This is a genomic window from Promicromonospora aerolata, assembly GCF_042682255.1.
GTDB classification, from domain to species: domain Bacteria; phylum Actinomycetota; class Actinomycetes; order Actinomycetales; family Cellulomonadaceae; genus Promicromonospora; species Promicromonospora aerolata.
Map to the genome: position 1 here is coordinate 2,811,547 of NZ_JBHUHF010000001.1, position 21,884 is coordinate 2,833,430.

Genomic DNA, 21,884 nt, shown 5'->3' on the forward strand with positions numbered 1-21,884 from the left:
GGCCGTAGGCTGACCAGCGTGAGCGCCAGCACGAGGGTTTTTGTCGCACGCCTGGCAGGCACGGTGGTCTTCGACCCGATCGGTGACCAGGTGGGCCGGGTTCGTGATGTCGTGGTGCTGGTCCGGGCCAAGGGCGCTCCGCGTGCGGTGGGCCTGGTGGTCGAGGTTCCGGGCCGGCGCCGCGTGTTCCTTCCGCTGACCCGGGTGACCAGTATCGACGCGGGCCAGGTGATCAGTACCGGTCTCGTCAACATGCGGCGGTTCGAGCAGCGTGCCATGGAGTCGGTGGTGCTGGGCGAGCTGCTGGATCGTCGCGTTCAGCTCAAGGACGGTTCGGGAGAGGTCACCATCGAGGACGTGTCGATCGCGCAGCAGCGGACGGGCGACTGGCTGGTGGACCAGCTGTTCGTGCGGCGCCGGTCCACCCGGGGGTCGACGCGGTTCCGCCGGGGCTCCACCCTGACCGTGCCGGTCGACGCCGTGCAGGACCTCACCCGGCGTTCGGTCGAGCAGGGTGCCGCTCGTCTGCTGGAAGCGTACGAGGACATGCGGGCCGCCGACCTCGCGGACGTCATCCACGAGCTCGGGACCGCGCGCCGGCTGGAGATAGCCGGCGCGCTGAACGACGAGCGCCTCGCCGACGTGCTGGAGGAGCTCCCGGAGGACGCTCAGGTCGCGATCCTCTCGGGTCTGGACCGGGATCGTGCGGCCGACGTGCTGGAGGCCATGGAGCCCGACGACGCCGCGGACCTGCTGAACGAGCTGCCCGACGAGCAGGCGACCCAGCTCCTGAACCTCATGGAGCCGGAGGAGGCGGCCGACGTCCGGCGGCTGCTGGAGTACGCCGAGGACACGGCGGGCGGCCTGATGACGACGGAGCCGGTGATCCTCGGCGCGGACGACACCATCGCCACGGCGCTGGCCCAGATCAGGCGGGCCGAGCTGCCGCCGGCGCTGGCGTCGATGGTGTTCGTGGTGCGTCCCCCGCAGGAGACACCGACCGGCCGGTTCCTCGGCGTGGCGCACTTCCAGCGGCTGCTGCGCGAGCCGCCGCACGCCGCGGTCGCGTCGGTGCTGGACGCCGAGACGGAGTGGCTCACCCACGACGCATCGGTGGGCCAGGTGACCCGCCTGCTGGCGGCCTACGACCTGCTCGCCCTGCCGGTGCTCGACGCCCAGCGCCGGCTCCTGGGCGTGGTCACCGTCGACGACGTGCTGGACCACATCCTCCCGGACGACTGGCGGGGCAGCGACGACGAGCACCTGGAGTCGATCGGCCCGCAGTCCGTGCCCGCCGGGCGCGGGGAAGCGGAGCGACGGGAGCCGGAGCGACGGGAGGCGACCCGTGGCTGACCGCCTGGACACCCCGCTCGCGCAGCGCCGCAGCCTGGTACCGCGGTTCCGGATGGAGCAGGACGCCGTCGGGAAGGCCACCGAGGGGATCGCCCGGTTCCTCGGTACGCCGCGGTTCCTGATCTACCTCACGGTGTTCTGCGTCCTCTGGCTCGTGTGGAACGCCTGGGGCCCGGAGAACCTGCGGTTCGACAGCGCCGCCAACGGCTTCACCGCACTCACCCTGATGCTGTCCCTGCAGGCCAGCTATGCTGCCCCGCTGATCCTGCTGGCGCAGAACCGGCAGGACGACCGCGACCGCGTCACGGCCGAGCAGGACCGGCAGCGGGGTGAACGCAACCTCGCAGACACCGAGTACCTGGCGCGCGAGATGGCGGCGCTCCGGATCGCCCTGTCAGAGGTCGCCACGCGCGACTTCGTGCGGTCGGAGATCCGCAACCTCCTGGAGGAGCTGGAGGAGAAGGACCACGGTCAGGGCTCCACGTCGTCGTGAACCACCACGCGCGACAGCTCGTAGGTACCGCCCGGCAGCTTCCAGTAGTGCAGCCTGCGGGCCGACGGAGTGTTGACCTGCAGCGACACCCGCCAGCACGCCGCGCCGTCGTCTCGCTGGCGTATCGGGTCGTCACCGCCGGAGCCGGTCCGTAGCCGGTGGACCTGTAGTCCGTTCATCTCGGGCGCCAGCCCGGTGAGCACCATGACGAGGGTCCAGACCACGCGGTCCCGGCTCACACCCTCGACGCCGGTCAGGGAGTCGAGGAACCGTGGTCCGAGCGTGTACTCCGCCAGCGGGCGGCCGGACTTCTCGGCGGCCGGGATGGCACGGGCCCACTCGGCGAGGACCTCGAACCGGAGCTGCTCCTCGTCGTCGACGAAGTAGCGTTCCTCGGGCTCCTCCACCCCCGCGTCGCCCAGTCGTCGGCGCAGGCGTGCCGCCTCCTGCCGTGCCTTGCGCAGGGCTGTCGCCTGCTGCTCGGCACGCCGCTCGCTCCGTTCGAGCCGTTCGGTGAGCTCGCCGACGCGGCCGAGCAGCCGGTCGACCTCGAGCTCGACCTGGTGCCGCTTGACCTTGTCGTCCACCAGCTCCTTGGAGAGTGCCGCCACCTGGGACTTGGCGGCGTCCAGGGAGAGGCTCAGGTCACGCGTCGCCTTGCCGGCCGGCTCCGCCGGGGTCTCGGTCGCGGCGGGTGACGGCAGGGCGTCGTGCCCACCGGCGTGCCAGGCGGCGACGTCGCCGGGGGTCGGCGCCCGCTGACCGCCGGGAGGGGTGGGCACGGCGCCGGCGCCGTCCGTCGGTCCAGGGCCCTCGGGGCGTGGCGGATCGCTCGGGCGCACGCCGTACAGGTCGGCGGGGGTGGGCGGAACGGCGCCTCCGGATGGCTCCGGAACCGGCCGGCGGGACGTCGGCCCACCCGGCACCGGCCCACCCGGCACCGGAGCGACCAGCGCGGGCCCGACCAGTGGAGATCCGACCTGCGCGTGCTCGGCCGGCGTGTGCTCGACCTCCGAGGGCTTGAGCCACGGCGGCCCACCGTCCAGCAGCGCGATCGCGGGGACCGGCTCGTCCTCGGACTCGTCGACGTCGTCCAGCCGCAGCGCCAGGCCGTCGAGCGGTGCCGGCACCCGGCGGGCGGCCACCACCTCGCCCGCGGTGAAGAGGTCGCTGAGCAGGTCCAGGTCGTTGCCGGTGATCTCGGCACGGCGCACCCGCACGGCGACGCCGGGCGCGAGGGCGATGCGCACCGCGTCGTGCTCGACGGCCTCGACCCGGCCGAGCACGACCTGGCCCACGCGGTAGGCCGCGTTCACCGCCCGGCGCAGCGCGGCCACGTCGGGCAGCATGCAGCGGATGTCGAGGAGGCGGCGCGCCGGGTCCAGCACACCGGTGACCCGCATCCCCGGCGCGAGCACCCGTGCCAGCGGCACGTCGGAGAACACGAGCTCCTCCGCGATCGTGGCCTGGCCGCCGTCGGCGGTGCTGATGAGGGCCCGCGTGCCGAGCACCCCCAGCACCTTGCCCTCGGTGGCCGCCGCGTCCGGCATGGACCGCGCCGCGCCGACGATGCCGGCTCGCACCGCGAACCGCATGACGTCGCCGACGAGGCGGTCACGCACCCGCGCGTCCTCGTCCGCGGAGTACGCGAAGTGCAGCGGCGAACGGCGCGGGTGGTGCACCCACTCCAGGTCCGTTCCGTAGACCCGGGACGCCCCGCCGTAGACCTGGGTGTCCGGCGGCATGCCCGACGAGAACGCCCACGACACGTCGCCCGTGGGGATCACGACCACCTCGGCGAGCCCGGCGACGTCGTCGAGCACGCGCTGCGGGTCCACGAAAGGGGCATCGTGGCCCGCTGGGGTCGAGATGACCACCACCGGGTGGTCGCGGCGCGGCCGCTGCAGCGCCGCGGCGAGCTCGCGGGCCTGGTCCTCCGAGGCGACACGCCGAACTCGCGTGGGAACGCGTGGCTCGGTCATGGGGCCTCCTCACCCTTGGTGGTGACGCAGCGTACCGTTTTCATCGGACCTTCATTGCAAAGTCATGAAAGACCACGCTGATTCCAGTGCCCCTGGACCTCGCCCATAGGATCGATTCATGAGCTCAGTCGACTCCCCCACACTCGAGGATCGGGTGCGCGACGCGCTGACCGGTGTGCTCGACCCCGAGATCCGGCGCCCCATCACCGACCTTGGCATGGTCCGGTCGGTCGACGTGGCCGACGGCGGGCACGTCGCCGTCGGCATCGACCTGACCGTCGCCGGGTGTCCCATGAAGTCGACCCTGATCAAGGACGTGACGGCCGCCGCGACGGCCGTCGAGGGCGTGGCGGGCGTCGACGTCGAGCTGGGCGTCATGACGCCGGAGCAGCGTTCCTCCCTGCGGTCGATGCTGCGCGGCGGCGCGGGCGACCCCGTGATCCCGTTCTCGCAGCCGGGCTCGATGACCAAGGTGTACGCCGTGGCGTCCGGCAAGGGCGGCGTCGGCAAGTCGTCGGTCACGGCGAACCTCGCGGTGGCGCTGGCGGCGGACGGCCTGTCGGTCGGCGTCATCGATGCCGACATCTACGGTTTCTCCATCCCCCGCATGCTCGGCGTCGACCGGCAGCCCACCCGCGTGGACAACATGCTGCTGCCGCCCATCGCGCACGGCGTCAAGGTGGTCTCCATCGGCATGTTCGTGCCGGCGGGCCAGCCCGTGGTCTGGCGCGGCCCCATGCTGCACCGTGCACTGGAGCAGTTCCTGGCCGACGTGTTCTGGGGCGACCTGGACGTGCTGCTCCTCGACCTGCCGCCCGGCACCGGCGACATCGCCATCTCCGTGGCGCAACTGCTGCCGTCGTCCGAGATCCTCGTGGTCACGACGCCGCAGGCCGCCGCGGCCGAGGTCGCCGAGCGCGCCGGGTCGGTGGCCACCCAGACGCAGCAGGGCGTGGTCGGCGTGATCGAGAACATGTCGTGGCTGGAGCAGCCCGACGGCACGCGGCTGGAGATCTTCGGCGAGGGCGGTGGCGCGCGGGTGTCCGAGCGGCTCACCGAGATCGTCGGCACGGACGTGCCCCTGCTCGGCCAGGTGCCGCTCGACGTCGCCGTCCGCGAGGGCGGGGACAGCGGTATGCCGGTGGTCCTGACCGCGCCCGACTCGCCCGGCGCCCGGGTGCTGGGCGAGGTCGCGCGCGGGCTCGCACGCCGCCGCCGCGGCCTCGCCGGCCGCAGCCTGGGGCTCGCCCCGGTCTGACCGGGCGCGCACGACGGAACGGGACGCGCCGGACCCGGGGCAGCGCACGCACCGCTCCCCGGGCAGCGCGCGGCCCTCCGACGCCGGGCGTAACCTCGGGCAGAGCGGCACGACCACCGGTCGGCAGCAGGTGAAAATTCATGTAGTTGTACGGTGGGCACCGCCCCAAAGCCCTCGACAAAGGAACACATGAGCACCCCGGCGAAGACCGACAACCCGACCGCACCAGCCGAGACCCCACCAGAGACACGACGGCACAGCAGCATCAACCCGCCGGTGTTCTTCGGCTCCGCGACGCTGATCCTCGTCGTCGGCCTGGCCGCGATCATCTGGCCGGCCCGGACCGAGCAGTACATCGGCGTCGTCGTCACCTGGATCTCCGACTGGTTCGGCGCCTACTACTTCATCGCCGCCGCCGCGTTCCTGGTCTTCGTCATCGGCGTCGCCCTGTCCAGGGCAGGGCGCATCAAGCTCGGCCCCGAACAGTCCAAGCCCCAGTTCGGGCTCTTCACCTGGTCGGCGATGCTGTTCGCCGCCGGTATCGGCACCGACCTGATGTTCTTCTCGGTGGCCGAGCCCGCCAGCCAGTACCTGGCCCCGCCCGTCGGTGACGGCGGCACCGTCGAGGCCGCCCGGATGGCCATCACCTGGACGCTGTTCCACTACGGCATCATCGGCTGGGGCATGTACGCCCTCATGGGCATGGCCATCGCCTACTTCGCCTACCGGCGGAACATGCCGCTGAGCATCCGCTCCGTGCTGCACCCGCTGTTCGGCGACCGGGTCTGGGGCAAGCTCGGCGACGCCGTCGACGTCGCCGCCGTGCTCGGCACCATCTTCGGCCTCGCCACCACCCTCGGGATCGGCGTCGAGATGCTCAACCGCGGGCTCTCCGACCTGGTCGGGATTCCGATCGGCGTCGGCGCCCAGGTGGCGCTGCTCGCGCTCGCCGTCGTGATGGCGACGCTGTCGGTGGTCTCCGGCGTGCAGCGTGGTGTGCGGCGCCTGTCCGAGCTCAACGTGGTGCTCGCCCTCGCGCTGCTGCTGTTCCTGGTCGTCACCGGCAAGACGACGTTCCTGCTCAACGGCCTGGTGATGAACGTCGGCGACTACGTGTCCCGCCTGCCGGGCATGACGCTGAACACCTACGCGTTCGACGCGCCGACCGACTGGATGAACGCGTGGACGCTGTTCTTCTGGGCGTGGTGGGTGGCCTGGGCGCCGTTCGTCGGCCTGTTCCTCGCCCGCATCTCGCGCGGCCGGACCATCCGCCAGTTCGTGGTCGGCACGCTCACCATCCCGTTCGTCTTCGTGCTGCTGTGGGTGTCCATCTTCGGCAACAGCGCGCTGGACTACATGCGCAACGGCGGCGCCGAGGGCGCGGCGTTCGGCGATGCGGCGATGAACGACCCGGCATCGGGCATCTACGCGCTGCTCGAACAGTTCCCCGCAGCGCCGGCGACCATCGGCCTCGCCATCTTCATCGGCCTGCTGTTCTACGTGACGTCGGCCGACTCCGGCGCCCTCGTGCTGTCCAACCTGACCTCCAAGCTCCACCGGGCGGGCGACGACGGGCCGATCTGGCTGCGGATCTTCTGGGCGGCGGCCACCGGCCTGCTCACCATGGGCATGCTGCTGGCGGGCGGCATCTCGACGCTGCAGTCCGGCACCATCATCATGGGCCTGCCGTTCTCGCTGGTGATGTTCGGCGTGATGATCGCGCTCTACAAGGTGCTGCGCACCGAGGGGCAGAAGTTCGACACCCTGCGCGCCGCGCTGCCCTCCAGCCTGTCCGGACGCATCGGGCACGCCGGCACCGCCGGTGCACCCGGGTGGCGGCAGCGGCTCACACGGCTCGTCAGCTTCCCCGACCGGCGGCACGCGCTGCGCTTCATCGACAAGACCGTGCGCCCCGCGCTGACCGAGGTCTCCGCCGCGCTGGAGGAGCAGGGCATCACGACCTCCTGCACCGAGGCGCCCGTGGGCGAGACCGGGCTGCCCGCCATCACCCTCACGGTCGAGCACGGTGACGAGGACCCGTTCACGTACACGCTGTGGCCGCAGGCGCACCCCACGCCGACGTTCCGCATGAACACCTCGGACCAGGACGAGACGTACTTCCGCATCGAGGTCCTGCTCGCCGAGGGCACGCAGGGCTACGACGTGACGGACTACGCCAAGGAACAGCTCATCGCCGACGTCCTGGACCAGTACGAGCGGCACCTGCTCTTCCTGCACGCGAGCAGCTCACCGACCCACGACACCGAACAGATCGACGGCTGACCACCGCACGCCCCGCACGTCCCGACCGGAGCACCACCATGAGCACACCGACCACCCTGTACATCGACGGCCTCTGGGAGGCAGCAGCCGCGGGGGGTACCCGCGAGATCCGCTGCCCGGCCGACGGCTCGCTCGTCGCGGAGGTGTCCGAGGCGACCGCCGCCGACACCGAACGGGCGATCGCCGCGGCGCGGCGAGCGTTCGACACCGGCCCGTGGCGCGCGACCACCGCGCCCGAGCGCGGTGAGCTGCTGCACCGCGTGGCCGAGCTGCTCACCGAGCGGGCCGAGGACTTCGCCCTCGCCGAGTCCCGCGACACGGGCAAGCGCCTGGTCGAGAGCCGCATCGACATGGACGACTGCATCGCCTGCTTCCGCTGGTACGCCAAGGTGGCGGGCGTCGACGCCGGGCGGGTCGTCGACGCGGGCAGCCCGGACGTGCTCAGCCGCGTGGTGCACGAGCCCGTCGGGGTCTGCGGCCTCATCTCCCCGTGGAACTACCCGCTGCTGCAGGCCGTGTGGAAGGTGGCGCCCTGCCTCGCCGCCGGCAACACGTTCGTGCTCAAGCCGAGCGAGCTCACCCCGCACACCGCTGTCCTCCTGATGGAGGTCCTCACCGACGCCGGCGTCCCGGCGGGCGTCGCCAACCTGGTGCTCGGTGCGGGTCCGGAGGCAGGGGCTCCGCTGTCGTCGCACCCGGACGTCGACATGGTGTCGTTCACCGGGGGCCTCGCCACCGGCCGCATCATCGCGGCGAGCGCCGCGGCCACGGTCAAGAAGGTGGCGCTGGAGCTGGGCGGCAAGAACCCGAACGTCGTCTTCGCGGACGCGGACTTCGACGCCGCCGTGGACAACGCGCTCAACGGGGCGTTCGTCCACTCGGGACAGGTGTGCTCCGCCGGGGCACGGCTGGTCGTCGAGGAGTCCGTCCACGACCGTTTCGTCGACGAGCTGGTGCGCCGTGCCCAGCAGATCCGGCTCGGCGGGCCGTGGGACGAGGCCGCGGAGACCGGTCCGCTCATCTCGGCCGCGCACCGGGACAAGGTCACGGCCTACGTGGAGCAGGCCGTCGAGGAGGGTGCTGTCGTGCGGTGCGGCGGCAAGTGGGGCACCGGTGAGCTCGAGGCCGGGTTCTACTACCTGCCCACGGTGCTCGACGGCGTGCGGCGCGGCAGCTCCGCGGTGATCGAGGAGGCGTTCGGTCCCGTCGTCACCGTGGAGACGTTCAGCAGCGAGGACGAGGCGGTCGAGATCGCCAACGACACGTTCTACGGCCTGGCCGGCGCCGTCTGGTCGCAGGACGCGGGCAAGGCGCAGCGGGTGGCGAACCGGCTGCGGCACGGCACGATCTGGATCAACGACTACCACCCCTACCTGCCGCAGGCGGAGTGGGGCGGCTACGGGCAGTCGGGCTTCGGCCGGGAGCTCGGCCTGGCCGGCCTGGCCGAGTACCAGGAGTCCAAGCACATCTACCAGAACCTGCGCCCGGCGGTGACCGGGTGGTTCGGAGGCACCGATGACTGAGCTGCCCGCGAAGCGACCGACCGAGCAGTCCACCGCACGGACCGGTGAGCGCGCCTTCGACTACGTGGTGATCGGCGGCGGCTCGGCCGGCGCCGCCGTCGCGGCGCGGCTCAGCGAGGACCCGGCGGTCTCCGTCGCCCTGCTGGAGGCAGGCCCGTCCGACGTCGGCGACGACGCGATCCTGCGCCTCGACCGCTGGATGGGGCTGCTGGAGTCGGGCTACGACTGGGACTACCAGGTCGAGCCGCAGACGGCGGGCAACTCGTTCATGCGGCAGGCACGCGCCAAGGTGCTCGGCGGGTGCTCCTCGCACAACTCGTGCATCGCGTTCTGGGCCCCCGCGGAGGACCTGGACGAGTGGGAGGCGCTGGGCGCCACCGGCTGGCGTGCCCAGGAGTCCCGCCCGTACTACACGAAGCTCGAGAACAACGACCAGCCGGGCGCCCACCACGGGCACGACGGTCCCGTGCGGATCCGGCAGGTCCCGGCGGCCGACCCGTGCGGCGTGGCCGTGCTGGACGCGTGCGAGCAGGCGGGCATCCCCCGCGTGCAGTTCAACGACGGCACCACCGTCGTGACCGGTGCGAACTTCTTCCAGATCAACGCCCGCGAGGACGGCGTCCGCTCGTCGTCGTCGGTGAGCTATCTGCACCCGATCCTCGACCGGCCGAACCTGACGATCCTCACGGAGCACCGCGCCAAGCGGCTGGTCTTCGACGGCACCCGGTGCACGGGGGTCGAGGTGCTCGACCCGGACCTGATCCACCACCGGACGTTCACCGCCCACCACGAGGTGATCCTGTCGGCGGGTGCGATCGACTCCCCCAAGCTGCTCATGCTGTCCGGGATCGGCCCGGCGGAGCACCTCGCGGAGGTGGGGATCGACGTCCTGGTGGACGCTCCCGGCGTCGGCTCGCACATGCAGGACCACCCCGAAGGGGTGATCCAGTGGGAGGCGAAGCAGCCGATGGTCACCTCCTCGACGCAGTGGTGGGAGATCGGCATCTTCGCGGCCACCGAGCCGGGCCTGGACCGGCCGGACCTGATGATGCACTACGGCTCGGTGCCGTTCGACATGCACACGGCGCGGCAGGGGTACCCGACCACGGAGAACGGGTTCTGCCTCACGCCGAACGTGACGCACGCGCGCTCTCGCGGCACCGTCCGGCTGCGGTCGCGCGACTTCCGGGACAAGCCGATGGTGGACCCCCGCTACTTCACGGACCCGTACGACATGACCGTCATGGTCGAGGGCATCAAGCTGGCCCGGAAGATCGTGGCGCAGCCCGCGATGGCCGAGTGGGCGGGACCGGAGCTGTACCCGGGTCCGGACGTGCAGACCGACGAGGAGATCGCGGACTACATCTCCCGCACGCACAACACCGTCTACCACCCCACGGGATCGGTGCGGATGGGTGCACCGGACGACGACGGCTCCCCGCTCGACCCACGGTTGCGGGTCAAGGGCGTCACGGGCCTGCGCGTCGCCGACGCGTCGGTGATGCCGGAGATCACCTCGGTCAACCCGAACATCACGGTGATGATGATCGGTGAGCGCTGCGCGGACTTCCTCAAGCAGGACCGCCCCCCAGCCTGACCCCCCGGCTGCCCGGGGCTGCCCCGGGGCTGCCCGGGAGTCGAGCGCCGTGTGGGTTGCGGAATGCGGCCGCTATCCGCAACCCGCACGGCGTTCGACCGGGGGACACCGCAGATTTAAGTGCCGAGTGTTGTCAGGATTTGCTGCTCCTCGGCTCGGGTCAGGCCCGTGGCCTTGGCGTCCGGCGTGGCGCTGAGCCACGCGAGCGTGTCGCGGGCAGTCTCGGAGAACGGCCGGATCGTCAGTCCCGCCGCCAGCGAGGACGTGACGTCGTGGGCCATGAAGCCGGCGTCGACCAGGTCGGCGGCCCAGAATGGTATCGACCGCGGGCCCGACCACGGAACGACCTCGTGCTCGGCGAGGACCTCCGGGGACACGGCGACGAGCTCGGGATCGGCCCCGGCGCCGTCGGCCACCTGGGCGAGCAGCTCCGAACGCGGCAGCGGCGGGCAGACCGCGTCGAAGTCGCCGGTGGTGCCCGCCTCGGCCCCCGTCACGATCCACTCCGCGAGGTCGCGGACGTCGACGAGCTGCACCGGGGCGTCGACGGGCTCCGGGACCAGCACCGGCAGCCCGTCCTGTGCCGCCTGCGCGAACCGGGCCGGCCAGTAGGCGAACCGCCCGCTCGGGTCGCCCGGTCCGACGATCAGGCCGGGCCGGATCACGAGGGCCGCCGCGGCGCCGGACCGGACCAGGTTCTCGCAGGCCACCTTCATGGCGCCGTACGTCTCCGGGCTGGACTTCGGGTCCTCGTCGGTCTCCACGGGGTCGAGGAGGGGCAGCGTCGCGGGAGTGCCGCCCGGCGTGGCGGTGTCCGCGTAGACGTTGACGGTCGACACGAACGTCCAGTGCGCGTCCGGGAACGCCTCGACCGCACGGCGCACGTGCGACGGGAGGCGCGAGACGTCGACGACGGCGTCGAACGGCGCGCCGGTGAGCTCCGACGGCACCGCCTCGGCGCGGTCCCACGGGACGAGCGTGGCGCCGTCGGGCACCGTGCCGCTCACGCCGCGTGCCGCACACGTCACGTCGTGCCCGCGTGCCACCGCCGCCTCCGCGACGGCGCGGGAGAGGAAGACCGTTCCACCGAGAACCAGGATTCGCATGGTTCCACGGAACCGCATCGGCACGGCGAGGACCAGGTGAATCTGCCCGTGGCGAATCTTCGTGCGGCGTACCACCGGTGGGTGTGACTCCTCGCTCCGGGTGCCCCGTCGGAGCCCGGAGCCCGGTGTTCGGGCCGGCCCGAGTCGTCGGGCCGCTCGGGCCGCCCGAGCACCGGGAAGCGTATTCCGATATGCCCGCCCAGCCCTTACGGTGGAGCCCGGACGGCACGGACGTGCCCTCACCCGGACGTCGAAGTCCGCCTGCGCGAAAGGAACCTCCATGCCTGAGACCCCGACCTTCGTCCCCGGACCGCAGTACGACGGGTGGCTGACCGGCGTCGAGCAGATCGGCTACGGCGGCGACTACAACCCGGAGCAGTGGCCGGAGGAGGTCTGGGCCGAGGACGTCCGGCTGATGAACGAGGCGGGCGTGAACCTGGTCAGCCTCGGCATCTTCAGCTGGGCGCTGCTGGAGCCGCGCGAAGGCGAGTTCGACTTCGGCTGGCTGGACCGGGTGATCGAGCTGTTGCACGACGGCGGTGTGCGGGTGCTGCTCGCCACGCCCACGGCTGCCCCGCCGGCCTGGCTGTACGCGGCCCACCCGGACGCCCGGGTGGTTGACCGGACAGGTACTCCGATGGGCCCCGGCGGGCGCGGCCTCATGGCCCCGACCGCCCCGGCATACCGGTCCGCGGCCCTGCGCATCACCACCGAGCTGGCCCAGCGGTACGGCAAGCACCCGGCGGTGGTGGGCTGGCACGTGCACAACGAGTACGGCGCTCCCGTGGCGCTCGACTACTCGGTCCACGCCCAGCGGGCGTTCCGCGAGTGGCTGCGCGACCGGTACGACTCGCTGGACGCCCTGAACGCCGCCTGGGGCACTGCCTTCTGGGGCCAGCACTACGAGGACTGGGAGCACGTCCAGGTCCCCGCCGTGGCGCCCGAGGCCGTGAACCCCGCCCAGCAGCTCGACTTCGCGCGGTTCTCCGACGCCGCCCTGCGCGCCTGCTTCGTCGCCGAGCGCGACGCCGTGCGCGAGCACTCCAGCGCACCCGTCACCACCAACTTCATGGCGGCCAGCTGCCCGGCCACCGACCTGTTCGCGTGGGGTAAGGAGGTAGACCTCGTCTCGAACGACCACTACCTGCAGGCCGCGAACCCGCGCGGCTACGTGGGCCTCGCGCTGGCCGCCGACCTGACCCGGTCGGTCGCGGGCGGCAAGCCGTGGCTGCTGCTGGAGCACTCGACGTCCGCGGTCAACTGGCAGCCCCGGAACGTCGCGAAGCGCCCGGGGGAGCTGGCCCGCAACTCGTTCGCACACCTGGGCCGCGGCGCGGACGCGATCATGTTCTTCCAGTGGCGGGCCTCCCGTTCCGGTGCGGAGAAGTTCCACTCGGCGATGCTGCCGCACGCGGGGACCGATTCGCGCGTGTGGCGCGAGGTGACCGAGCTGGGCGCGAACCTCGGTCGCCTGACCGAGCTGACCGGCTCCCGGGTGCACGCGGACGTGGCGCTGCTGTGGGACTACGAGTCGTTCTGGGCACAGGACCTGGAGTTCCGGCCGAGCCAGGGCGCACGCCACCGGGAGCGGGTCGACACCTACTACGACCGCCTCTGGCGCGACGGCCACACCGTCGACCTGGCGCGGCCGACCCAGGACCTGTCCGGCTACAAGCTGGTCGTCGCTCCGGCGTCGTACCTGCTCACGGCCGATGCCGCAGCGAACCTCACCGCGTACGTCGAAGCCGGCGGCACGCTCCTGGTCAGCTACTTCAGCGGCATCGTCGACGAGCACGACGCCGTGCACCCGGGCGGATTCCTGGCGCCGCTGCGCGATGCGCTCGGCGTGCGGGTCGAGGAGTTCCTGCCGCTGCGCGCGGACGACGCGCTCACCGTCACCTACCGGGCGGGGGCGGCGGGGGCCGGGGCGGCGAGCACCGACGCGGTCCCGCTCACGGGCACCGTCTGGGCCGACGACCTCGTGCTCGCGGGCGCCGAGCCCGTCGGCACCTACGCCGACGGACCCAAGCCGGGCGGCGCCGCGATCACGCGCCACCGCCACGGCGCAGGCACCGGCTGGTACGTCTCGACGAGCCTGGACGTCGACGCCCTCGCCACTGTCATGGCCGACGTGTACGCGGCGGCGGGCCTGGCGCCGTCGGGCACCGTGGCAGGGCTGGAGGTGGTGCGCCGCACGGGCGACGGCGGCACGTACACGGTCGCGATCAACCACACGGACGGGCCGGCGAAGCTCCCGCTGCCCGCGCCGGCCACCGACCTGCTCACCGGCGACGCCGTCACGGGCGACGCCGAGGTCTCGGCCGGCGCCGTCCGGGTGCTGCGCACCACTACTGCCTGACGTCGAGAGACAATGTTCCTCATGACTGAACCGCAGTGGCTCGAAGCCTGGACCGCCGAGGACGGCGCGCGCCGGGTCGACGAGCTCTTCACCCGTTCGTTCGACGGCTCCCCCGAGGGCGTCTGGTCCGCCCCCGGACGCGTCAACCTCATCGGCGAGCACACCGACTACAACGCCGGGCTCTGCCTCCCCACCGCCCTGCCGCACCGCACCTTCATCGCCCTGCGCCCCCGCGAGGACGACCAGGTCCGCCTGGTGTCCGCCCAGGCAGAGGGCGTGTGGGAGGCGCGGCTGTCCGACATCGCGCCCGGCGCGGTGCAGGGCTGGGGCGCCTATGTCGCGGGCGTCGCCTGGGCCCTGGCCGAGGCGGGCCACAAGGTCGGCGGCTTCGACGCCGCCGTCGACTCGTGCGTGCCGTTCGGCGCGGGGCTGAGCTCGTCCGCGGCGCTGGAGGCCGCCGCGGCGGTCGCGCTGGACGCGGTGGCGGGTCTCGGCCTCGCCGCGTCCGACGCCGGACGCGCCGAGCTCGTCGAGGCCAGCCGACGCGCCGAGAACGAGATCGCCGGTGCCCCCACCGGTGGCCTCGACCAGTCGGCGTCGCTGCGCTGCCGCGAGGGCCACGCGCTCCTGCTGGACTTCCGGCCCGGACTGAAGCCGCTGGAGTCCGGCGTGCCCGTGCCGTTCGACCTGGCCACGGCCGATCTGACGCTCCTGGTCGTCGACACCAAGGCGGAGCACTCGCACGTCTCCGGCGAGTACGGCGCGCGCCGCGCCGCGTGCGAGCAGGCCGCGCAGCTCCTCGGGCTGGGCTCCCTCCGCGAGATCGCCCCGACCCTGGGCGGGATCGGCATCGACCGGGCACTGACCGAGCTCGAGCCGCACGACCCCGACGGCGTGCTGCGCCGCCGCGTCCGGCACGTCGTGTCCGAGATCGACCGCACCGCGCGGTTCGCCGACCTCGTGCGGGAGGGGCGCGCCGCCGACGTCGGCCCGTTCATGCTGGCCTCGCACGCCTCGCTGCGGGACGACTACGAGGTCTCCTGCCGGGAGCTCGACCTCGTCGTCGACTCCGCCATGGCAGCCGGCGCCCTCGGCGCCCGCATGACGGGGGGCGGGTTCGGCGGTAGCGCCATCGCGCTGGTCCGCCTGTCCGACGTCGACACGGTCGCCCAGGCGGTCGCCGGCGCCTTCGCCGACGCCGGGCTGACCGCGCCGGCGTTCCTGCTGGCCCCGCCCTCCGCGCCGGCGGCCTGACGGCGGGCGCCCGGCCGGGCGCGACGATGCCGGGCGCGCGTGTCGAGACCTCGACACGCGTACCCGGCGACGTCCGTGGCCGCTATAGCGCATAACATAGTAGCGTGTATCGCACAGCACCGCACGGGCCGTGTCCCACCGACGCACCCGCTGCGCGCAAAGTCTTGGCTTCACCCCGCACTTTCATCCCCTCCCGGACCGGGCCTGCGCTAATGTCCGCCGGGCTGCCAGTCCGCCGAACCCCCAGTCCCCGCCGCGAGGAGCCCACATGGGTGTCGTCCGCCAGTACGTCTTCCCCACCGCCCGGATCATCCTCTGGGCCGTGATCGCCGCAGCGCTCGTCGCGCTCGCCCTGAAGGGGGCGGAGCTCGACCCACCGGACGCGCTCCAGCCCACGGGCGAGATCAGCGAGTCGGTCATCGCCGTCGAGAAGGGCTCCGTCACCAACGCGGTGACGGTGCCGGCCTCCGTGGTCTCCGACCCGCCCGTCGAGATCAAGGCCACCGCCGACGGCGTCATCGCCGAGATCCAGGTCGACGACGCGGAGGTCGACAAGGACACCCGCGTCCTGTGGATCAAGAGCGAAGAGCCCGTCGAGCCCGTCGTCGAGGTGGACGAGGAAACCGGCGAGGAGACGGTCACCGAGCAGGACCCGAAGGTCACCTGGACCTCCGCCCTCGCACCGGTCGACGGCACCGTCGACATCACGGTGCTCAAGGACCAGGCCGTCGCCGTGGGCGAGACCATCGGCACCGTCTCCCCCGGCACGCTGTCCATCTCGGGCACGCTCACGGCCGACCAGCAGTACCGGCTCGTCGGGGCGACGGGCAAGGCCGAGGTGACGCTCAAGGGCGGGCCCGCACCGTTCACCTGCACCGGGCTCACCATCGGCGAGGCGCCCGCCGGCGCGGGTGGCGGAGGCGGCGACGTGTCGATGGGCGAACCGCCCGCTGAAGCCACCGGCGCCGTGCGCTGCTCCATCCCGCCCAAGGTCAAGGCCTTCTCGGGCCTCGGCGGCGAGATCGAGATCACCAACGGCAACGCGAAGGACGTCGTGGTCGTGCCGATCAGCGCGGTGCTCGGCACCTCGCAGACCGGCAAGGTGTGGACGGTGGCTGAGGAGGGCGCGGAGGCCGAGGCACGTGAGGTGCGGCTCGGCCTCACCGACGGTCTCCAGGTGGAGGTCACCAAGGGCCTGAAGCCGGGCGAGCAGATCCTCGAGTTCACGCCCGTCGACGACGGCACCGAGGGCGGCGTCGACTGCGACGACATGACCGCCTACGAGCAGGCATCGATGGAGGGCGACATGGAGACCATGCAGGCGTTCGAGGAGGAGTGCTTCGGATGACGGCCACCCCGCTCGTCGACCTGCAGGGCGTCACCCGGCACGTCGAGCTGCCGAACGGCAGCACCCTCGAGATCCTCCGCGGAGTGGACCTGACGGTCGGCCCCGGTGAGCACGTGGCGATCGTCGGCCGCTCCGGCACCGGCAAGTCCACGCTGCTGAACATCCTCGGCCTGCTCGACTCCCCCACCTCCGGCGAATACCTCCTGGAGGGAGAGCCGGTCGGCCGGCTGCGCAGCCGGGCTCTGGCCCGCCGGCGCGGCGACGACTTCGGCTTCGTGTTCCAGCAGTTCAACCTGCTGCAGGGCCGTACGGCCCTCGAGAACGTCGCCGCACCGCTGCTGTACGCCCGCGGCAAGCAGTTCTGGAACCGGACGAAGCTCGCCACGCGGTCCCTCGAACGGGTCGGTCTGGGCGAACGGCTCGACACCCGGCCGGAGAAGCTCTCCGGCGGTGAGCAGCAGCGCGTGGCGATCGCCCGCGCCCTGGTGCGCGGGCCGCGGGTCATCCTCGCCGACGAGCCCACCGGAGCCCTCGACGTCGAGACCGGCCAGGCCATCATGACGCTCCTGGACGACGCGGCGAACGAGACCGGCTCGGCCCTCGTCACCATCACCCACGACCTCGCGATCGCAGCCCGCGCCGACCGCCAGTTCCGGCTCGGTGACGGCGTCCTGGTCCCGATCCACCTCGACGCGCCCGCCGCGGTGGCCGAGAGCTCGGCCGGGGCGACCATCGCCGTCGCCGAGGCCGCGGGGCTGACCGCATGACCGGCGTCGTGGGCGCGATCCTCGAGGCCTGGGACGAGCTGCGGATCCACCGGGTGCGGGTGCTCCTGGCCCTGATCGGCGTGGCCTGCGCCGTCACGGCCATCACGGGTATCACGGCGGCGGTGACGATGGTGGGCCAGGCCATGCAGGAGGAGACCGAGCGCATGACCGGCCGGGACACCACCCTCCAGGCCTGGTCCATGGGCGGCGGGATGGGCGGCGGGCAGATGTCTGCGGCCGAGACCGACGCGCTCGTCGACACGGTCGCCGAGCGGCACAAGATCTCGTACCACTCCGTGCAGGCGACCGTGGACCTGCGGATCCGTGGCGGCCAGAGCGGCGACTACATCGAGTGGTCGGCCGTCGACGTCGACCACGGGACCATCACCCGCCAGGCCCTGGAGGACGGGCGCTGGTTCAGTAACTCCGACACCGAGCGGCTGGCTCCCGTGCTCGTGGTGAACCAGGCGTTCCTGGACACGTACGCCGACGGCGCCCCCGCGGCGACGCACCCCGGCGTGGTCATCGAGGGCGAGACGCCGGTCGCCGCCACCGTGATCGGTGAGGTGCCCGTGCAGTGGAACGACGAGGGACCGCGTGCCCTCATGCTGTTCGACCAGGCCGTGCACTGGTTCCCGGAGCAGATCATGGGCGACCGGTACCGGTTCTGGGTTCCGCCGGAGCTGGCGGGCGAGTTCGCCGAGGTGCTCCCCCGTGACCTCGCCGCGGCCGGCGTGCCGTTCAGCGTGGAGCCGCCGCAGGAGGACCCGTTGGTGATCGACCGCGTGCTGCAGTACCTGGTGCTCGGCGTCGGCGGGTTCGCGCTGCTGCTCGGCGGGCTCGGGCTGCTCAACATCGCGCTGGTCACGGTGCGCTACCGGATCCGGGAGATCGGCATCCGCCGGTCGTTCGGGGCCACGAGCGGCCGCGTGTTCTTCGGCGTGCTCATGGAGTCGGTGGTCGCCACCACCGTGGCCGGCGTGGTCGGGGTGGTCGTCGCCGTGGCGATCATCAAGAACATCCCGATCGACCGCATCTTCGGCCGCCCGATCGACGACCTGCCCGGCTTCCCGTTCGACGCCGCGCTGGTGGGCATGGCGTGCGCCGTCGGCATCGGCGCCCTGGCCGGGCTGATCCCGGCGATCTACGCGGTCCGCGTCAAGGTCATCGACGCCATCCGCTACTGACGGCTGATCCGGCCCCCGCTGGTCGAGCTTGTCGAGACCCGCCTGCTGGTCGAGCCGGATCTCGACCAACGGACTGCGGCCCTGACAAGGCGTACCTGGTACGCCGAGTCAGGGCCGCAGTCCGTCAGGGCCACCGTCCGGGGCCGACCAGCGCGAGGCGCGACGGGTCAGAGCTCGTAGGTGGCTACCAGCGGGGCGTGGTCGCTCCAGCGCTCGGCATAGGTGGGTGCGCGGTCGACCTCGATCTTGCGGCACGCGTCGGCGAGCGCCGGGTTGGCAAGCTGGTAGTCGATGCGCCAGCCGGAGTCGTTGTCGTACGCCTTCCCGCGCCACGACCACCAGGTGTACGGACCGGGCCCGTCGCCCGCGTGGGCGCGTCCGAGATCGGTCCAGCCCAGCTCGTCGAGCCACCGCGTCACGTAGGCGCGTTCCTCGGGGAGGAAGCCGGCGCTCTTGACGTTGCCCTTCCAGTTCTTGATGTCAACGTTCTGGTGGGCGATGTTGAGGTCGCCGGCCACGACCGCCCGCGCCTGCGCGACGGAGAGCTCGGCGAGCCGCGCCGTCACCTTCTCCAGGTAGGCGTACTTGGCCACCATCGTGTGCTCCTGCCCCGGGTTGGTGGACCCGGAGTGCAGGTAGGCGGAGACGGCGGTGAGCGTGCCGCCCTCCGGCAGCTGGACGTCCGCCTCGATCCAGCGGCCCGTGTCGGGACCCGACTCGGCCGCGCCGTCCGGCCCGCAGTCCACGAGACCGGTGCGCACCTCGCCGAGGGGCAGCCGGGACGCGACGAGTACTCCGGCGCGCCCCTTCACCTCGCTCTCCCCGTGCGCCACGTGCCAGCCGTCGAGCAGCTCGCGGGCGACCTTGTCGGGGGCCCGCACCTCCTGCAGGAGGAGCACGTCCGGCGTGCGGGTGGCGATCCAGGAGTCCATCCCGCGGCGGACGGCCGCGCGGATCCCGTTGACGTTGGCAGTGGCGACGATCATAGGCACCGGACGAGCCTAGCTGCCACCTCTGACAGCCGGCCCCGGTCACGCCCCGTCGTAGGCGGCCCGCAGCCCCGCGACGTCGATCTTGCCCATCTTCAGCATCGCGTTCATCGCCGCGATCTCCGCGGGGGTCGAGTACGTACCGCAGAGCTGCTCGAGCTCCTTGGGAATGACCTGCCACGAGACGCCGAACTTGTCCTTGCACCAGCCACAGGGTCCCGGTGAGCCACCGTCCGCGGTGAGCAGGTTCCAGTAGTGGTCGACCTCGTCCTGGCCCTCGACGAGCAGGTAGAACGAGAACGCCTCGTCGAGCTGGAGCTCCGGACCGGCGTTCAGCCCGATCACGGGCATGCCCGCCACCGTGCACTCCACGACGAAGTCCGTACCCGGCTCGACGCCCGGGACGCCTTCCGGCGCCTTGAGCACGCTCTCGACGGAGGAGCCAGGGACGTGCTCGGCGTAGAACGCGGCCGCCTCGGCCGCCTTGTTGTTCCCGAACCAGAGGTGCGGTCGAACGGTAACCATGGGGTCCTCCTGGGTTGTCCTCGGCTGCGCAGGGCGCCGACCGCCCCGTCACCTACCCGACCCGACTCCTGCCGAAAACTCATCGGCCAGGCGCGGTTCACCATGCGGTTACTGCCAAATCTGCCCAGGTTCTGGCAGCAACCGCATGGTGATCGGACTGTCAGCTCGTGAGCACCCCGTCGTGCGGCATCTCCCACGCCTCGGCCAGGCGCGACGGCCGGATCGCGGAGCCCTCGCCGAAGAACTCGCAGAACTTCATGATCAGCGGGTCCCAGCCCACGGGGTCCACGTAGTGCGTCCCCGGGATGACCAGCTCGTCGGCAACGTGGCTGCGCTGCACCCGGACGTGGAACACGGTGGCTCCGGAGCCGGCCGCACCGAGCGGACCCTCCTCTTCGAGGGTGCACTCGAGCTGCACCGGGCACTCAGCGACTCTCGGTGCCCCGACCAGGGTGGACGCCTGTTCCGTCAGGCCGGCCAGAGCGAACTTGTCCGGCACGAACTCGTATCCCATCGCCGCCTTCTTGGGCGACACCTCGGGCTTCCCGGTGGTGAGCGCCAGCCGGTCCACGACGTCGACCATGGTCGAGGGCACCAGGTTCAGCACGCACTCGCGCTCACGGCGAAGGTTCGCCGCCGTCTGTGCGGAGTTGCCGAGGCCCAGCACGCAGCGGTCGTTGAGCCACCAGGCGGACGACATCGGCGCGAGATTCGCCGTCCCGTCCGGATTCCGTGTCGAGATGAGCACGACGGGCGTGCCGAAGTACATGACCTTGAGGTCGATGGTCCTGTGCATGCCGTCAGCCTGCCCCGACGGCGGCAGAGGGTCTGGCGGGATTCGGCCGTCGCGTGCCCTACCGACCGCTCTGTCCGCCGAACGTAGGCTCAGTCGCTTGATGAGGGCGCATGCGGCGACTACTCCTACGTTCGGCGGAGAGAGCGACCACGTCAGCCCTCGAGTGCGCGTTCTGCCGACTCCACGACGTTGGCCAGCAGCATCGCGCGCGTCATGGGGCCGACGCCGCCCGGGTTGGGCGATACCCAGCCCGCGACCTCGGCTGCCTCGGGCGAGACGTCGCCCACGACGCGCGACTTGCCCGTCTCGGGGTCGGTCTCGCGGGACACGCCGACGTCGATCAGCACGGCGCCCGGCTTCACCATGTCGCCGGTCACGATGCCCTTGACGCCCGCGGCGGCCACGACGACGTCGGCCCGCTTGACCAGGCCGGGCAGGTCGGTGGTGCCCGTGTGCGTCAGGGTGACGGTGGCGTTCACGGCGCGCCGCGTGAGCAGCAGACCGATCGGGCGGCCCACGGTGACACCCCGGCCCAGGACCACGATCTCCTTGCCCGCGAGCTTGATCCCGTGCCGCTCCACCAGCTCGATGATGCCGCGCGGGGTGCAGGGCAGCGAGGAGGTGACCTCCTCGTTGACCCGCAGCACGAGGCGTCCCAGGTTGGTGGGGTGCAGGCCGTCGGCATCCTTGTCGGGGTCGACGAGCTCGAGCACGCGGTTGGTGTCGATGCCCTTCGGCAGCGGCAGCTGGACGATGTAACCGGTACAGGCCGGGTCGTCGTTCAGCCTGCGCACCGCTGCCTCGATGTCGTCCTGCGTGGCGTCGGCCGGGAGGTCCTCCCGGATGGACGCGATGCCGACCTCGGCGCAGTCGCGGTGCTTGCCCGCGACGTACCACTGCGACCCGGGGTCCTCACCGACCAGGAGTGTGCCGAGGCCCGGCACGACGCCCCGCTCGCGCAGCACGGTCACCCGCTCCTTCAGCTCCGCCTTGATGGCGCCGGCGGTCGCTTTCCCGTCGAGTATCTGTGCACTCATGCGTACCTCCCTCGGTGAGTGCCGGGT

General features: G+C 72.0%; 17 protein-coding genes. 11 read left to right on the forward strand and 6 right to left on the reverse strand.

Features of this window, described 5'->3' with window-relative positions; genetic code table 11:
• Positions 1-18 precede the first annotated feature (18 nt).
• Together ACFSL2_RS12655 and ACFSL2_RS12660 are read left to right on the forward strand one after the other, a co-directional pair.
• Positions 19-1,353 carry a magnesium transporter MgtE N-terminal domain-containing protein gene (locus tag ACFSL2_RS12655; RefSeq protein WP_377198203.1) on the forward strand — a complete coding sequence of 445 codons (1,335 nt, stop codon included), beginning with the start codon at positions 19-21 and terminating at the stop codon, positions 1,351-1,353.
• Positions 1,346-1,846, forward strand: coding sequence for a DUF1003 domain-containing protein (locus ACFSL2_RS12660; RefSeq protein ID WP_377198204.1), 501 nt, complete (start codon positions 1,346-1,348; stop codon positions 1,844-1,846). The genes ACFSL2_RS12655 and ACFSL2_RS12660 overlap by 8 nt, the downstream gene beginning before the upstream one ends.
• On the opposite strand, the gene ACFSL2_RS12665 is transcribed toward ACFSL2_RS12660, so the two are convergent.
• A complete protein-coding gene (locus ACFSL2_RS12665) occupies positions 1,825-3,828 on the reverse strand; it encodes a hypothetical protein (RefSeq protein ID WP_377198205.1) in 2,004 nt (667 codons plus the stop codon). The genes ACFSL2_RS12660 and ACFSL2_RS12665 overlap by 22 nt on opposite strands.
• A gap of 118 nt (positions 3,829-3,946) precedes the next feature.
• Here ACFSL2_RS12665 and ACFSL2_RS12670 point away from each other — a divergent pair, with 118 nt between their 5' ends.
• The 4 genes from ACFSL2_RS12670 (at position 3,947) to ACFSL2_RS12685 (ending at position 10,489) form a co-directional block, all read left to right on the forward strand.
• Positions 3,947-5,086 carry an Mrp/NBP35 family ATP-binding protein gene (locus ACFSL2_RS12670; protein ID WP_377198206.1) on the forward strand — a complete coding sequence of 380 codons (1,140 nt, stop codon included), beginning with the start codon at positions 3,947-3,949 and terminating at the stop codon, positions 5,084-5,086.
• A 189-nt stretch (positions 5,087-5,275) separates the two neighbouring features.
• Positions 5,276-7,369, forward strand: coding sequence for a choline BCCT transporter BetT (gene betT, locus ACFSL2_RS12675; protein WP_377198207.1), 2,094 nt, complete (start codon positions 5,276-5,278; stop codon positions 7,367-7,369).
• Between the two features lie 38 nt (positions 7,370-7,407).
• On the forward strand, positions 7,408-8,892 hold the full coding sequence (locus ACFSL2_RS12680) for an aldehyde dehydrogenase family protein (RefSeq protein WP_377198208.1): 1,485 nt from the start codon (positions 7,408-7,410) through the stop codon (positions 8,890-8,892).
• Entirely contained in the window at positions 8,885-10,489 is a 1,605-nt protein-coding gene (locus ACFSL2_RS12685) for a GMC family oxidoreductase (protein ID WP_377198209.1), read from the forward strand. The genes ACFSL2_RS12680 and ACFSL2_RS12685 overlap by 8 nt, the downstream gene beginning before the upstream one ends.
• Positions 10,490-10,605: 116 nt before the next feature.
• Here ACFSL2_RS12685 and ACFSL2_RS12690 read toward each other — a convergent pair whose 3' ends face one another.
• Positions 10,606-11,595 (reverse strand): NAD-dependent epimerase/dehydratase family protein, encoded by a 990-nt coding sequence (locus tag ACFSL2_RS12690; RefSeq protein ID WP_377198210.1) that lies wholly within the window; start codon positions 11,593-11,595, stop codon positions 10,606-10,608.
• A 280-nt stretch (positions 11,596-11,875) separates the two neighbouring features.
• Here ACFSL2_RS12690 and ACFSL2_RS12695 point away from each other — a divergent pair, with 280 nt between their 5' ends.
• The 5 genes from ACFSL2_RS12695 to ACFSL2_RS12715 all read left to right on the forward strand — a co-directional run bounded on the left by ACFSL2_RS12695 (position 11,876) and on the right by ACFSL2_RS12715 (position 18,510).
• Positions 11,876-13,954, forward strand: coding sequence for a beta-galactosidase (locus tag ACFSL2_RS12695; protein ID WP_377198211.1), 2,079 nt, complete (start codon positions 11,876-11,878; stop codon positions 13,952-13,954).
• A 21-nt stretch (positions 13,955-13,975) separates the two neighbouring features.
• A complete protein-coding gene (gene galK / locus ACFSL2_RS12700) occupies positions 13,976-15,208 on the forward strand; it encodes a galactokinase (RefSeq protein ID WP_377198212.1) in 1,233 nt (410 codons plus the stop codon).
• Positions 15,209-15,476: 268 nt separating this feature from the next.
• Positions 15,477-16,556, forward strand: a complete 1,080-nt coding sequence (locus ACFSL2_RS12705) for a permuted SH3 domain-containing protein (protein ID WP_377198213.1) — start codon at positions 15,477-15,479, stop codon at positions 16,554-16,556.
• Positions 16,553-17,323, forward strand: coding sequence for an ABC transporter ATP-binding protein (locus ACFSL2_RS12710; protein ID WP_377198214.1), 771 nt, complete (start codon positions 16,553-16,555; stop codon positions 17,321-17,323). The genes ACFSL2_RS12705 and ACFSL2_RS12710 overlap by 4 nt, the downstream gene beginning before the upstream one ends.
• Positions 17,320-18,510: an ABC transporter permease gene (locus ACFSL2_RS12715; RefSeq protein ID WP_377198215.1), complete on the forward strand. Its 1,191-nt coding sequence runs from the start codon at positions 17,320-17,322 to the stop codon at positions 18,508-18,510. Before ACFSL2_RS12710 ends, ACFSL2_RS12715 begins: the two co-directional genes overlap by 4 nt.
• A 167-nt stretch (positions 18,511-18,677) precedes the next feature.
• On the opposite strand, the gene ACFSL2_RS12720 is transcribed toward ACFSL2_RS12715, so the two are convergent.
• From ACFSL2_RS12720 to ACFSL2_RS12735, 4 genes are all read right to left on the reverse strand, one after another.
• Positions 18,678-19,496, reverse strand: a complete 819-nt coding sequence (locus tag ACFSL2_RS12720) for an exodeoxyribonuclease III (protein WP_377200820.1) — start codon at positions 19,494-19,496, stop codon at positions 18,678-18,680.
• 45 nt (positions 19,497-19,541) lie between these two features.
• Complete coding sequence (locus ACFSL2_RS12725) at positions 19,542-20,024, reverse strand: VOC family protein (protein WP_377198216.1); 483 nt, start codon at positions 20,022-20,024, stop codon at positions 19,542-19,544.
• Positions 20,025-20,184: 160 nt separating this feature from the next.
• Positions 20,185-20,820, reverse strand: a complete 636-nt coding sequence (locus ACFSL2_RS12730) for a flavin reductase family protein (protein ID WP_377198217.1) — start codon at positions 20,818-20,820, stop codon at positions 20,185-20,187.
• Positions 20,821-20,972: 152 nt separating this feature from the next.
• The gene (locus ACFSL2_RS12735) at positions 20,973-21,857 is read right to left on the reverse strand and encodes a bifunctional methylenetetrahydrofolate dehydrogenase/methenyltetrahydrofolate cyclohydrolase (protein WP_377198218.1); all 885 of its coding nucleotides are present in this window, start codon (positions 21,855-21,857) and stop codon (positions 20,973-20,975) included.
• Between the last annotated feature and the right edge of the window lie 27 nt (positions 21,858-21,884).

What these genes read in the sequence shown, in the direction of transcription:
- ACFSL2_RS12665 (WP_377198205.1), bottom strand. Translation starts at nt 3,828, where the DNA reads ATGACCGAGCCACGCGTTCCCACGCGAGTTCGGCGTGTCGCCTCGGAG.
- ACFSL2_RS12670 (WP_377198206.1), top strand. Translation starts at nt 3,947, where the DNA reads ATGAGCTCAGTCGACTCCCCCACACTCGAGGATCGGGTGCGCGACGCG.
- betT (WP_377198207.1), top strand. Translation starts at nt 5,276, where the DNA reads ATGAGCACCCCGGCGAAGACCGACAACCCGACCGCACCAGCCGAGACC.
- ACFSL2_RS12680 (WP_377198208.1), top strand. Translation starts at nt 7,408, where the DNA reads ATGAGCACACCGACCACCCTGTACATCGACGGCCTCTGGGAGGCAGCA.
- ACFSL2_RS12685 (WP_377198209.1), top strand. Translation starts at nt 8,885, where the DNA reads ATGACTGAGCTGCCCGCGAAGCGACCGACCGAGCAGTCCACCGCACGG.
- ACFSL2_RS12690 (WP_377198210.1), bottom strand. Translation starts at nt 11,595, where the DNA reads ATGCGAATCCTGGTTCTCGGTGGAACGGTCTTCCTCTCCCGCGCCGTC.
- ACFSL2_RS12695 (WP_377198211.1), top strand. Translation starts at nt 11,876, where the DNA reads ATGCCTGAGACCCCGACCTTCGTCCCCGGACCGCAGTACGACGGGTGG.
- galK (WP_377198212.1), top strand. Translation starts at nt 13,976, where the DNA reads ATGACTGAACCGCAGTGGCTCGAAGCCTGGACCGCCGAGGACGGCGCG.
- ACFSL2_RS12705 (WP_377198213.1), top strand. Translation starts at nt 15,477, where the DNA reads ATGGGTGTCGTCCGCCAGTACGTCTTCCCCACCGCCCGGATCATCCTC.
- ACFSL2_RS12710 (WP_377198214.1), top strand. Translation starts at nt 16,553, where the DNA reads ATGACGGCCACCCCGCTCGTCGACCTGCAGGGCGTCACCCGGCACGTC.
- ACFSL2_RS12715 (WP_377198215.1), top strand. Translation starts at nt 17,320, where the DNA reads ATGACCGGCGTCGTGGGCGCGATCCTCGAGGCCTGGGACGAGCTGCGG.
- ACFSL2_RS12720 (WP_377200820.1), bottom strand. Translation starts at nt 19,496, where the DNA reads ATGATCGTCGCCACTGCCAACGTCAACGGGATCCGCGCGGCCGTCCGC.
- ACFSL2_RS12725 (WP_377198216.1), bottom strand. Translation starts at nt 20,024, where the DNA reads ATGGTTACCGTTCGACCGCACCTCTGGTTCGGGAACAACAAGGCGGCC.
- ACFSL2_RS12730 (WP_377198217.1), bottom strand. Translation starts at nt 20,820, where the DNA reads ATGCACAGGACCATCGACCTCAAGGTCATGTACTTCGGCACGCCCGTC.
- ACFSL2_RS12735 (WP_377198218.1), bottom strand. Translation starts at nt 21,857, where the DNA reads ATGAGTGCACAGATACTCGACGGGAAAGCGACCGCCGGCGCCATCAAG.